Raw genomic sequence first — 13,123 nt, 5'->3', positions numbered from 1 at the left:
TTTAGTAAAATCCATTAGTTTCTGTTACATTTGTTTTTATAAAAAAATAAGCATTATGAAACGCTTTTCATTCTTTTTAATACTATTATTACTAAGCTTAACTTCTTGCAGCTCTAAAAGAGAATCTGCTGATTTAATCTTAACAAATGCTAAAATTTATACGGTTAACGACACGTTTGATATAGTAGAAGCATTGGTGGTCAAAGACGGTAAAATTATTTTTACAGGTACTACTAAAGAAGCTAATGAACGTTTTGAAACCAAAAATATAATTGAAGCAAACAATCAATATGTGTATCCTGGTTTTTATGATGCTCATGCGCATCTTTACAAATATGGATTGACCATGCAAACGGTGAATCTAAGAGGAACAAAAAGTTATAATGAGGTTGTGGCTAAAGTGGTCGAATTTCAGCAAAGAAAAAAGGTTGCTTTTATTGAAGGTAGAGGTTGGGATCAAAACGATTGGGAAAATAAAGAGTTTCCTACACGAGCAAAATTAGATGCGTTATTTCCTGAAACACCAGTTGTTTTAACGCGTATAGACGGTCATGCGATGTTGGTAAATGGAAAAGCTCTTGATTTGGCAGGAATTACAGAAAATACAAAAGTTGAAGGAGGACAAGTAGAAGTTATAAATGGTCAAACAACTGGAATTTTGGTAGACAATGCCATGGAATTAATTAAAGCCATCACACCTGAACCTAGCTTGAAAACCAAAATACAAGCGTTTAAAGAAGCTCAGGACACGGTGTTTAATTATGGAATTACAACCATTAATGAAGCAGGTTTGGATCGCGAAATTATCGAATTAATCGATAGCCTTCAAAAAGCAAAAGTATTGGATTTGAATGTCTATGCCATGGCCATGGCTACCAAAGAAAACTTAGCGTATTATACCCAAAAAGGAATTTATAAAACCCCACAATTAAATGTCCGTTCGTTTAAATTTATGGGTGATGGTGCTTTGGGTTCAAGAGGTGCTTGCTTGCATTTGCCTTATGCCGATAAACCCAAACAATTTGGAGCTTTATTGTCACCAATTGATGAGATTAAAAGGATTGCTACGCAAATAGCCAATTCTGATTATCAAATGAATGCGCATGCTATTGGCGATTCTACGAATACCGTTTTATTAAAAATTTATGCAGAAGTTTTAAAAAATAAGCCTAATAGAAGATGGAAAATTGAACATGCTCAAATTATGCAGGAACAAGATTTTGATTACTTCAAATTAGGAATCATTCCTTCGGTACAACCTACACATGCTACTTCCGATATGTATTGGGCGGAAGATCGAGTAGGTGCAGCACGTATTAAAAATTCCTATGCTTATAAAACCATTTTAAACAAAGCGGGTTTAGTTGCTCTAGGAACTGATTTTCCTATAGAAGAAGTGAATCCTATGCTGACTTTTTATGCGGCTGTTGCTAGAAAAGACTTGAAAAATTACCCAGAAAATGGTTTTCAAATGGAAAATGCCTTGACCAGAGAAGAAACCTTAAAAGGAATGACCATTTGGGCGGCTTATTCCAATTTTGAAGAAAAAGAAAAAGGAAGTTTAGAAATAGGAAAATGGGCCGATTTTACTGTTTTTTCAGAAGATATCATGACGATGCCTATCGAAAAAGTACCGTATGCTAAACCAACACAAGTTTTTGTAAAAGGGAAAGAGGTGAAGTGATTCTTCGGTTAAAATTATATATAATCTAAACCCTTCTCAACTTCTCCGCAGCAGCAACTAAAGTTTCATCGGTTTTCGCAAAACAAAAGCGCAACATCCTTTTGTCTGTTCCATCTTCATAAAATACAGAAATTGGAATGGTGGCAACACCATGATGGGTAATTAATTCTTTCGCAAAATCAGTGTCGTTTTTTGAACTGATTTTTTCATAATTAACCACTTGGAAATACGTGCCCTCACAGGGTAATAGGGTAAAACGACTGCCTTCTAAAAGGGATCGAAATAAATCTCTTTTTTGTAGATACATTTTAGCTATAGCATCAAAATCAACGATGTCTAAATAAGAAGCAATCACGTGTTGGGAAAGACTACTCACGCTAAATACTAAAAACTGATGCACTTTTTTTATTTCTTGCATTAGTTTTTCTGGTGCAATCAAATAACCGATTTTCCATCCGGTTACGTGTAACGACTTTCCAAATGAGGAAGCAATTATGGCACGTTCTCTTAATTTAGGACGAGTGTTTATCGAAATATGGGGTTGTGTAAAGGAAATGTATTCATACACCTCATCACTTAAAAGTACTATTTGTGGGTGTTTTTCTAAAAGTGTTTCTAAAGCTTCAAACTCATTTTCTTTCCAAATTCTTCCCGTAGGATTGTGTGGATTATTAATAATAATCATTTTGGTTTTGGAAGTTATACCGGCTTCAATACGGTTAAAATTAGGCGCGTAATCTTCGTTTAATGCAATACGAAAGGGTTTGCCACCCGCAACTAAAACAGAAGGTTCATAACTGTCATAACAAGGATCTAAAATAATCACTTCATCGCCATGTTTAATTAAGGTATTAATGGTAGTGTAAATACCTTGTGTGGCTCCAGCTGTAACTAAAATTTCAGTAGCAACGTCTGTTTTTCGTGTATATTTTTCGTAAGTAAGTTGACTAATTTTTTCTAATAAAGAAGGCAAACCAGCCATGGGTGTATATTGGTGGGTGTTTTCGTGTGTAAGTTGCTTCGTTATATCTAAAAGCCTTTGGTCAACCGGAAAATTGGGAAAACCTTGGGATAAATTAATAGCTCCATGTTCATTCGCTAATTGCGACATTACAGAGAAAATACTTGTTGGAATGTGAGGTAGTTTTGACATGAAAATTGATTGTTCTTACAAAAGTAGGAGTTTTTAGTAAAAATAAGTGTGAAAATGGATTCCAATTAATTAACATTTCTATAGCTATAGCAAATCTTAGAATACGTACTTTTGTGCTTCAAATTTAAAAAAATAGTGTTTTGAAAAATATCATTTTATACGTAGCTGTATGTTGCAGTTTTTATTTAGGAACTGCGCAACAAAAAGAACATACTTTAGCTTTTAAAAACAATACCGATTTTAAATCATTTTTTAGAGCTTCAAGTAATTTTTATCCTGTAGTAAGTGCTCATCGTGGTGGACCAACAGTTGGGTTTCCAGAAAATTGCACGGCTACATTTGCGCATACAATTTCGTATAATCCTGCCGTAATTGAAACAGACATTGCATTAACCAAAGACTCAGTTTTAGTCATGATGCACGATAATACCTTAGATAGAACTACTACTGGAACAGGAAATATCAATGCATATACCTACAAAGAATTGCAACAATTATCTTTAAAAGATACCGAAGGTAAGGTTACTCCGTATAAAATTGAAACCTTAGACGAGGTGTTGCAATGGGGAAAAAATAAGGTAGTGTATACCTTAGATGTAAAAAGAGGTGTGCCTTTTAAAATGATAGTTGATGCCGTAAAGCGTAATAAAGCAGAAAATTATTCCATCATTATTACATATAATGCTACTCAAGCTGCAGAAGTGGCTGCTTTGGCTCCAGATATGATGCTTTCGGTTTCAGCTAGAGGTAAAGAAGATGTAGAGCGTATGGAAAATTTAGGAGTTAAAGCTGAAAACATGATTGCTTTTGTAGGGACTACTTTTCCAAAACCTGAAACCATGCACTACATGAAAGAGAAAGGAATTGCTTGTATATCTGGAACCATGGGGAATATCGACAAAAGTGCCATCGCAAATGGAGATGCCATTTATTTAGACATTGTAAAAGCAGGTGTCATGATTATTTCTTCGGATAGACCTGCTGCTGTAGCCCAACAAATGGCGCTTTATATTAAAGAAAATAACCTAACGATAAAAGGGGAATAATATACTTGATGTTTTTTTAACATCTCGTGATTTTTGGTTACAAACTGTTTAATTTTTCTTAATGTAACCGAGACTCAAATCTTTTTTTTCATGATTAGTTTGGCTCCACAAACAACAAACATTCTAATCATGAAAAAAATTTATTTTTTATTTGCAATGCTTTGCTGTGCCTTTTTAGGAACAGCTCAAAAACAAATGAATGCGAGATTGACTAAAATTTCTCATTCTTATGGAGAACAAGAGAAGACAACTAAGGTACAAGGTACTATGGATGCTTCTCTTTTTCCATTTTATCACGGGGTGGCTTCTGGTGACCCAACAAGCAATAGTATCATCATCTGGACACGTGTTACGCCTTACAACGACGAAGAGGTAACTGTGAGTTGGAAAATGGCGACCGATCCACAACTTCAGCATGTAGTGCAACAAGGAAATTTTCAAACGGGAGATTTTAGAGATTACACGGTAAAAGTAGATGTAACGGGTTTAAATCCTGGAACTACTTATTATTACAGTTTTACGGCTCTTGGAAAACAATCTATAACAGGGAGAACCAGAACTGTTCCTACAACTTCAGTATCGCAACTTCGTTTTGCTGTAGCTTCTTGTTCGAATTACCAAAATGGGTTTTTTAATGTATATGACCGTTTAGCTGAAAGAAATGATATTGATGCGGTCATTCATTTAGGAGATTATATTTATGAATACGAGGAAGGAGGCTTTGGTTATTCTTCTGCTGTGGGTCGTGGTCATGAACCTACTAACGAAATCATCACGCTAGATGATTACCGAGTGCGTCATTCGTTTTATAAATTGGATCCTTCTTTACGTAGAGCACATCAGCAACATCCTTTTATCTTAATTTGGGATGATCACGAATTTGCAAATGATGCGTATGTAAACGGTGCAGAAAATCACCAACCTGCTACGGAAGGAGATTGGAATACTAGAAAAAATAACGCTTGGAAAGCTTATTTTGAATGGATGCCAATACGTGATAATGTTCAAAACCCAAATCAAATTTACAGAAGAATACAATATGGTAATTTAATGGATTTAATTCTATTAGATACCCGTATTGAAGGTAGAGACAAACAAGACGATTCTTTCCTTTTCAAAATTCAAAATACCGATTTATCTCGTTTTTCTCAAGATGAGGCGAATAAATTTCTTTTGAAATCCTTTTTAGAAGGTTCTTTTAAAATGAAAGAAGGAAAAGGAGCTATTTCTCAAGAAGAATTTGATGCTTTATATGCTAAATTATTAGTGTACATGGAAGCTTCTGATTGGGATGCTCAAAAATTAGAAAAAAATGTTTCTCAAAAAGAATGGAACGAATTAAGAGCGGAAGTATATTCTAAATTGCAAAAGGTTAATTTACAAGAGAATAAAGGGAATAAGACGTTGTTAGGTGAAACGCAGTTCAATTGGTTTACCCAACAATTATCGAACTCCAAAGCGAAATGGAAAGTAGTAGGAAATCAAGTTTTAATGATGCCGGTTATTCCTTTAGAATTAAAAGATACATGGAACGGCTATCAAGAAGAAAGAGAGCGTTTGTATACCTATATTAAAGACAAAAAAATCAATAATATTGTTGTAATTACAGGTGATATTCACATGACTTTTGTAGCCGATTTACCAAAAAGTTTGTTGACCTATAATACCTTGTTTAAAACAGGTTCAATGGGAGTTGAATTTGTAGCGCCAAGTATTACTTCTTCAAATTTAGATGAGTTTGCAGGATTTACAAGTTCGTTCTTAAACTGGTTGGTGGCTGCTTTTAATCCGCATATTAAGAAAGCTGATTTAAGCAATCACGGATATTTTATTTTAGATGTAAGAAATGACCGTGTACAAGCAGATTGGAATTATGTGAATACTATTCAAACCATAAATCCAGGTCAATTTTATTCGCACAGTTATTATGTTAGAGATGGAGAGAAATTCTTAAAAAGTGCCAATACAGCTTCTACTTTAGCCACAACTAATGTACCTGTTCCAGCACCTTTAGCAAGAACTAACGCAACTACTGAAACTATAGATGAAAACGCAGTAGTTGTTATTGGGAATTACCCAAATCCAAGTAAAGGTTTAACGAATCTTCATTTTGCAATTGCAAAACCAAGTCAAGTAACAGCTTCTTTATATAACGAAAAAGGAATTTTGGTTGGGGAATTATTAAATGATACGGTAACTGAAGGATTATATAATTTAGAATATAATGTTTCGGGGTTACCAACGGGAATTTATCTATTACAACTCAGAGCCAATGATGCAGTAATTTCTAGAAAAATTATTGTGGGTCAATAAATAGATGTTGTGTTTTTAGCAAGAAAAAGGAGATTTTTTAATCTCCTTTTTTATTTTTATTTAGCGAATCAAACTAAAATGAGATTTATACATGTGTGGCCTATTATTTTCTGTAAACTCTATGGTAAACCAATAATCATTTGCTGGTAAGTCTTGATTGTTAAAAGTCCCATCCCAACCGTTAGAATTATTAGTAATTTGTTTGATTAATTTACCATAACGATCAAAAATTGAAATAAGAGCATTAGGAAACGCATTTTCAAAACGAATGGACCAAGTATCATTAATTCCATCTCCATTCGGTGTGAAGAAATAAGGATAATTAACGATGAAAACCTCTTTGGTTAACTCTTCCGAACAACCTGCTGTATCTATAACCGTAATGGTATGACTTCCCATTGATACTTGTTCAAAAACATTGCTTTCTTGTAAAGGGCCGTCATCTAATTGGTATAAATAATTTCCTGCTTCATTTGCAATCACGGTGATAATTTGGTTTTCTGAAAAAGCAGCTGTAGTTGTATGTTCTAAATCAGTTAAAGTAGCTTCAATGACCACTACTTGTATAGTTTGTGTTTGCGCACATTGGCCCGCATCGGGCGTGAAAGTATACGAGTTAGAAATACTGTTATCTATTATCGATGGGTTCCAAGTTCCTGTAATTCCATTAGGTGCTGTAGTTGATAAAAGCGGTGGTGTTGTTCCTGAACAAAAACGAATAGTATCTTCAAAATCGGGCATAAAATCATTAGCCACCTTAATTGTGATTTCGTAAGGGTCAATTTGTATACAAGAACTTTGTGGTTCTGGAGTAAAAGTATAGGTTGTAGTTCCTAAAACGGCTGTGTTAATTACTGTGGGATTCCAAGTTCCTGTAATAGGTGTATTGTTTGAAGATGCGGTAGGTAAAACGGGTGCGGCTGCATTTTCACAATATAATAAAGGTATATTGGGAAAGTGTAAAACTATATTTTCAATAGGATTTACAGTTACGATAATAGTTTCTGTTGTGCCTTCACAACCATTAATAGAAGGAGTTATGGTATAATTAGCTGTTCCAACTGTATTTCCAGAAGTGGTAAGCGTTTGTAAAATAGTATTTCCAGTTCCATCAGAAGCTCCAGTACAATTCGTTTGTAAGACGGTCCAACTAAAAGTTGCACTTGGATTTGAAGATGTTAAAGTAATAGCGGTTGCTTCACCAGAGCATATAGTTGTTGTTCCGTTAGTTGTTACTGTAGGCATGGGTTCTAAAGTGACAGCGGTTCTTGTAGCACTAGGACAACCATTTGTATTAATGGCTTCCGCATAATAGGTACCAATGTTTGTTGGTGTAAAAGAGGTGCTATTTGATAACAAATGACTGCCACCAATAGCAGCATCGTACCAATTTACCGTTTCATTAGTGTTCACACTAACCGATAGAGTAGTAGTTGAATTGTTGCAAGCAGTTCCATTTCCATTGCTAACAGGAGCATCGGGTAATGTGCTTACAAAAACCGTATAAATATCAGATAAAGTAGAGCAAAAATTATTGTTAATATGTGAAATATCTTGTGCAACTTTTACTCGGTAATAAGTGGTTACGGATGGTGTTGGTAGGGCAAAAGTAGTATTGGTTTCTCCCAAAATATCAGAAAAATTAATATTGTCTGTACTTTGTTGCCATTGATAAAAATAAGTAGAAGTACCAGAAGTAGTAACTTGTAAATTGGTATTGGTAAGTATTTCATTCGGACAAATAGTAATCGAATTTCCTGAAGCAGTGGTATTCGTAATAGAAGAATAATCCCCACATGAACGAAACATAATGTCATCAATCGCCAAATCATTACCACAACCTCCTGCTCCATTGTTCTTCATTTTTAGAACAACAGCAGATTGCCCAGTTGGCATAGTAAAAACTAGTCCGTATTGATTCCAATTGGGTGATGAGGTCCCAGCAATATTTCCAGTACTTCCCGATTGTAGCAATACCGTTTCAGTTGCGTTCCAAATTTCGAAAGTCACGTTAATAGGAATACCAGTTCCTGGACAGCCACCAGAAGCCGAATTATAAATATTTAGTAACCAAGCGGTGAATTCAAAAGTCGTATTGCTGCACAAGCCCGTAACCACTCTTCTATAGAATTGACCAGGTGTATTACTAGCATTAACGATGAGACATTTTCCATTCAGGCCATTAGGTTCTGTGTCAGGAGTGTGATCTAACGAATACAACCAGTTATTTGGAATAAGATTCGTTCTGTTGTAAAGCGTATATTGTCCATCTTGAGGAAAGCCACTGGCTACATAGGTGTAATTCGTAACTCCTGCAGGCAATTGCGGACCATACGTACTGCCACTCCCAAAGTTTTCAAAAAAAATAGGTGCGCCACTACTTCCATTACAGAAACCGAGCTGACCGAAAGTGAATGTATAGTTTGCTAAGAATAAAATTAAAAGGCAGTATTTTTTCGGTATTGCCAAAAAGGAATTACTATTTTTCATAATTACTAAATATAGTATCTTCCTATTTAGAATACTATAAAAAGTAAGTTATAAAAACTATACAGACCAGTTTTCTTTAACCTGTATTTTTGATATTGATTTTAAAAATAGTACAGCGAAAAAGGTATAAAAACAAATAGCTTAGCCTTTTAGAGCTAAGCTATTGTATGTTGTTGAGGTGTTGTAGGGGTTGATTAAAAAAAATAAGTAAATAATTTTTATCGCTGACAGGTTGTTATATGTCAAAAAAACATTAAAATTTTATATAAAAATATCTTTTTATGATATAAATGTCTTTTTGTCAGTGTTTTTATTTTTTTATTAAAGGATTAAAAGTAAAAAAAGACGTTTAATGACAATATTTTAAAATAATTTAGTTTTTGTTGAAGAATAATGTTTTTATACTTTTTTATGGCACAGTTTATGAAAAAAATGAAGAGTCCATGAATTGGCGTTCGCAGGACTCTTTTTTATTAATTCATTAAAAAATCACTCTGATAGTAAGAATAGAGTAGTTTTTTGTTTGTAGGTGCAAAAGTATTATATTTTTCTTCTCCTTCAAATTTTTTCTAATTTCTTCTCGGTCTTTTTCACTCAATACCGAATAATAAAATTGGGAGAAACTATAAATTTGAGATAGGTGAGTTTTAACAAAGCTGATTATTTAGGAAGTGTTTTAGAAACACACAAAATGAAACATATCAATAACTTATTTGATAAGTTCAAAGAAAAAAGAAAAGAAATTAAAGAAAAACTAGAAGGTAAGTATGAAGAAAAGATTTATGCTCCTTTTAATTCAGGTTCTTATGCAAAGCACACAGCAATTAATTCTAAATTTGATTTAGATTTAGCTGTCCCTTTCAAAAGAAATTCCTTTTCTACAATTGAAGAAATGTTTAATGATGTATTTGAATTTTTAAAAGAAGAATATAATGATTTAGCATATGTTAGAAAACAAAAAGTATCTATAGGTGTTGAATTTTATCGCGATACAGATGGAGACATTATTCAAATTGATGTTGTACCAGGAAGAGAGTTGAGTAAAGATGCTTATCCAGAAGAGTATTATTTAAATATTAATATCAATACTTATGATGGTACTTATACACAAACAAATATTCAAGCTCAGATTGAAAATATTAAAGGAAAACAAGATGCTAGACAAATTATTCGACTATTGAAAATTTGGAAATGTCAAAAGAATAAAGATTTCAAATCTTTTTTTATGGAGTTAATTGTTATTAAAGCATTTGATAATAAGATTATTTCTGGTAACCTATGGGAGAAACTTAAAATTGTCTTAGAATATATTAAAGATGAAATCACTAGAGAAAATTTCAGTTTGAAAGATCCAGGTAACTCAAGCAATGATATTGCCAAAACTCTTGATAGTTATCAAAAAAACTCTTTAAAAAATGATTTTCAAAATATTCTTGATAATGTTGAATTGAATGAGGAAAATTTAAAAAATTATTTTAAAGAAAATGAGAAATTTAAGGAAGTAGAAAGCGAATCTAAGAATTTATATAGAGTTAATAATTCTTCAAGTGTAATAATACCGCCTAGTAATCAATTTGGATAAAATGGATAATAGGTTAAGTATTGTTGAAAAGGTTTTTAAAGAGAATGTTTTTAACCTCACAGTTATCAATGACTTTGAGGTTAAAGATGATTTTATTGCTGGAAAAATAGAGTTAATCTCACGTACTAAACCAAATGTTACATTTGATGTAAAAGTTGAAGCTATTTACCCTTTAAAAAATGGAAATTCAGAATCTATCTCTTTTGTAAATGTAGATTTAAAGCAATATGCGCATATAAATTTTGATGGCTCAGTTTGTTTTCATTCATTATCTTCATCTGATTTAGAATATAAATTAGATAATGATATAAAAGCACTTTTAGAATGGTTTCATAAATATTATGAATTAGAAATAGATGATAAACATTTTGAATATCTATTTTATAGTAAACTAAATAAAAAAAACATTTTTTTGTTTTGTGATTCAGATTTTACGCCCAATAAAGAGGATTTTGGATTTTTTTATTACACAAAAGGCTATTCAACTGAAAAAAATAATTATTTAATTCAAGGCTTAAAGAGCCAAAATGATAATTCCAAAATAAGCTTTTTATGGGCTAATTATTACAGTACCTTTAAAAATTCTTTTAAAGGAATTTATTATATTTTAGATAAAGCACCAGTATATCACAGAAATTTTTCATTTAATAAATGGACTGATTTTGAAACTGTTTTTAATTCTAATTTCTTAAAGTTTCTAAATGATTCAAAGAAGAAGTTAGAAAAGAAAGATTTAATTGAAGGAAAGTTTTTTGTATTACTACTAGGGTATCCTATTTATGATGGTAAAATTAATTATGAGACAATATTAGTAGATTACTATAATTTACCGGTTTATAAAGGCGATTTAATAGATAATGATGTTATTTGGTCAAAGACTGTTGATAGTTCATATGATATTTTCTTTGGACGTGGAAAACTTCATAATAGTTTAACAGAATCTAAAATTTTGGTACTAGGTGTTGGTGCAATAGGAAGTAATTTGGCAGAATCATTAGTTAGAGGAGGATGTAAGAATGTAGACTTGTTTGATAATGATGTAAAAGAGATAGGTAATATTTGTAGAGCTAAATACAATTTTTTTAGTGGTGAAAACTATAAAGTTGATGAGTTAGCACTTTTGTTAACTAGTATTTCTCCTTTTGTAGAAATAAATAAATTTAATAATGCTGTAATACCATTAAATACAGATGAACTTAGAAAAATTTATTTGGACTTTTTTGATAAGTATAATTATATTTTCAATTGTACAGCTAGTAATGATGTAAATATAATCATTGATGGTTTACCTATTAAAAGTCAATTGATAAGCTTGTCAATTTCAAATAATGCTAATGATTTAGTTTGTGTTATTGGCAAAGGAAATGTTTACGCAACAAATTCTAAAATTTATAATGAAATTAACCAAGATTTAAGCGATTTATTTAATCCTCAAGGTTGTTGGAGTCCTACTTTTAAAGCATCTTTTCATAATATTAATGTCTTATTAAATTTTGCATTAAGTAATATTGATTACAAATTAAAAAAAGGGTTAGCATTAAAAACATTTATGTTAGAGGTTAATGAGAATGAGAACTATACAATTAAATTAAAAGATTAGTTAATGGTAAAATCTAATAATAAAATTGGGCTAGAGATAGAATATGACGACAATCTTTTAAATGAATTATTTGAAATAGCATTAGTTCATTATCCTAATGAAATTGGGGGGTATTTATTGGGGAAATATTCAGAGAATAAAAAGACAGCAATAATTGTAAAACAGATTACAGCACTTGAATATTTGAATTCACCAGTTTCATTTAAACATATAGTTAATGAAGAAACTAAAAATGTCTTTGTTAAATTGTTTGAAGGAGAAGGTATTCATTATTTAGGTGAATGGCACACACATCCAAACTCTAATTCAAGGTATAGTCAAACTGATTTCAAAGCATTAAAAAAAATAGCAAAAGGAGATATAGAAAATCCAATTTTGTTAATTGTGGGTTTTGACAAAAAAGGAATTAAAGATTATAGTTTTAATGTTTTTTTTAATAAAGAAGTATATAAATATGAGTGAAAATGAAAAAATAAATATGAAAAGTCTTTTTATTGGTTTACAGAAATCTATGATAGCTGATCTAGAATCAATAAGAGAAAACACTCCTCACGAACCTACAAAAGGCGATGGTAGTGAAAATATATGGTTAGAATTTTTTGAAAAGTATCTTCCAAAAAGATATTCCGTAACTAAAGCTATAATAATTGATTTTGAGGGAAACAGGAGTGATGCAATTGACATTGTTATATATGATAAACAATACACGCCATTTATTTTGAATAGAAATGGGATTAAGTATTTGCCTGTAGAAAGTGTTTATGCCGTGTTTGAGGCAAAACAGGAAATTTCTAAAGGAAATTTAATATATGCTGCTGATAAAGTAAAAAGTGTAAGAGTTTTAAATAGAACTACTGCCGCAGTAGTTGATCGAGGAGAAATTAAAACCGCTCCAAAATTGTTTAATATATTAGGAGGCTTTTTGTCGTTAGATAATTCATGGGCAGATTCAATTGAAACTTCAGAGCCATTTAATAATTGTTTTCAAAATTTAAAAGGCGATGAAGAAATAAATATAGGTTGTGTTTTAAATGATAAATCTTTTGTTTTTGATAATTCTAAAAAAATTAATTTTAGTAGTGATAACGAAACATTAATTTTCTTTTTTCTTAAGCTTCTGCTGGAATTACAGAAATTAGGAACAGTAAGACCAATAGATTTGAACAAATATATAGACCAATTAGATTCTCAGTAATAACAAAAAAACACCAACATTTCTGCTGGTGTTTTTTTTTTTTTTTTATGAGGCATCTCG

9 protein-coding genes are annotated in these 13,123 nt (G+C 31.7%); 7 read left to right on the top strand and 2 right to left on the bottom strand.

Annotation, left to right across the window (positions count from 1 at the left end; translation table 11 throughout):
* Window positions 1–55: 55 nt before the first annotated feature.
* Window positions 56–1,684, top strand: coding sequence for an amidohydrolase (locus FHG05_RS08525; RefSeq protein WP_140997592.1), 1,629 nt, complete (start codon window positions 56–58; stop codon window positions 1,682–1,684).
* 25 nt (window positions 1,685–1,709) lie between these two features.
* Here FHG05_RS08525 and FHG05_RS08520 read toward each other — a convergent pair whose 3' ends face one another.
* The gene (locus tag FHG05_RS08520; RefSeq protein ID WP_140997591.1) at window positions 1,710–2,837 is read right to left on the bottom strand and encodes a methionine aminotransferase; all 1,128 of its coding nucleotides are present in this window, start codon (window positions 2,835–2,837) and stop codon (window positions 1,710–1,712) included.
* A gap of 140 nt (window positions 2,838–2,977) precedes the next feature.
* Here FHG05_RS08520 and FHG05_RS08515 point away from each other — a divergent pair, with 140 nt between their 5' ends.
* Together FHG05_RS08515 and FHG05_RS08510 are read left to right on the top strand one after the other, a co-directional pair.
* Window positions 2,978–3,883 (top strand): glycerophosphodiester phosphodiesterase family protein, encoded by a 906-nt coding sequence (locus FHG05_RS08515; RefSeq protein ID WP_140997590.1) that lies wholly within the window; start codon window positions 2,978–2,980, stop codon window positions 3,881–3,883.
* A 129-nt stretch (window positions 3,884–4,012) separates the two neighbouring features.
* Entirely contained in the window at window positions 4,013–6,196 is a 2,184-nt protein-coding gene (locus FHG05_RS08510) for an alkaline phosphatase D family protein (RefSeq protein WP_232338068.1), read from the top strand.
* Between the two features lie 60 nt (window positions 6,197–6,256).
* Here the strand turns inward: FHG05_RS08510 and FHG05_RS08505 are convergent, their stop codons facing one another.
* Window positions 6,257–8,686 carry a T9SS type B sorting domain-containing protein gene (locus tag FHG05_RS08505; RefSeq protein ID WP_140997588.1) on the bottom strand — a complete coding sequence of 810 codons (2,430 nt, stop codon included), beginning with the start codon at window positions 8,684–8,686 and terminating at the stop codon, window positions 6,257–6,259.
* A gap of 640 nt (window positions 8,687–9,326) precedes the next feature.
* Between FHG05_RS08505 and FHG05_RS08500 the strand changes: the two genes are divergently transcribed.
* From FHG05_RS08500 to FHG05_RS08485, 4 genes are read left to right on the top strand one after another with little or no spacing between them, the layout of a single operon-like run.
* Complete coding sequence (locus tag FHG05_RS08500; RefSeq protein ID WP_235889680.1) at window positions 9,327–10,268, top strand: SMODS domain-containing nucleotidyltransferase; 942 nt, start codon at window positions 9,327–9,329, stop codon at window positions 10,266–10,268.
* Between the two features lies 1 nt (window position 10,269).
* On the top strand, window positions 10,270–11,868 hold the full coding sequence (locus tag FHG05_RS08495; RefSeq protein WP_140997587.1) for a ThiF family adenylyltransferase: 1,599 nt from the start codon (window positions 10,270–10,272) through the stop codon (window positions 11,866–11,868).
* A gap of 3 nt (window positions 11,869–11,871) precedes the next feature.
* Complete coding sequence (locus FHG05_RS08490; protein WP_140997586.1) at window positions 11,872–12,330, top strand: Mov34/MPN/PAD-1 family protein; 459 nt, start codon at window positions 11,872–11,874, stop codon at window positions 12,328–12,330.
* Window positions 12,323–13,063, top strand: coding sequence for a DUF6602 domain-containing protein (locus FHG05_RS08485; RefSeq protein WP_140997585.1), 741 nt, complete (start codon window positions 12,323–12,325; stop codon window positions 13,061–13,063). The genes FHG05_RS08490 and FHG05_RS08485 overlap by 8 nt, the downstream gene beginning before the upstream one ends.
* Window positions 13,064–13,123: the final 60 nt, after the last annotated feature.

Origin of the sequence: Flavobacterium profundi, from assembly GCF_006491645.1 — a bacterium.
GTDB classification, from domain to species: Bacteria; Bacteroidota; Bacteroidia; order Flavobacteriales; family Flavobacteriaceae; genus Flavobacterium; species Flavobacterium profundi.
The sequence above is the reverse complement of the archived record's forward strand: the minus strand, read 5'-3'. Positions and strand labels throughout refer to the sequence as shown.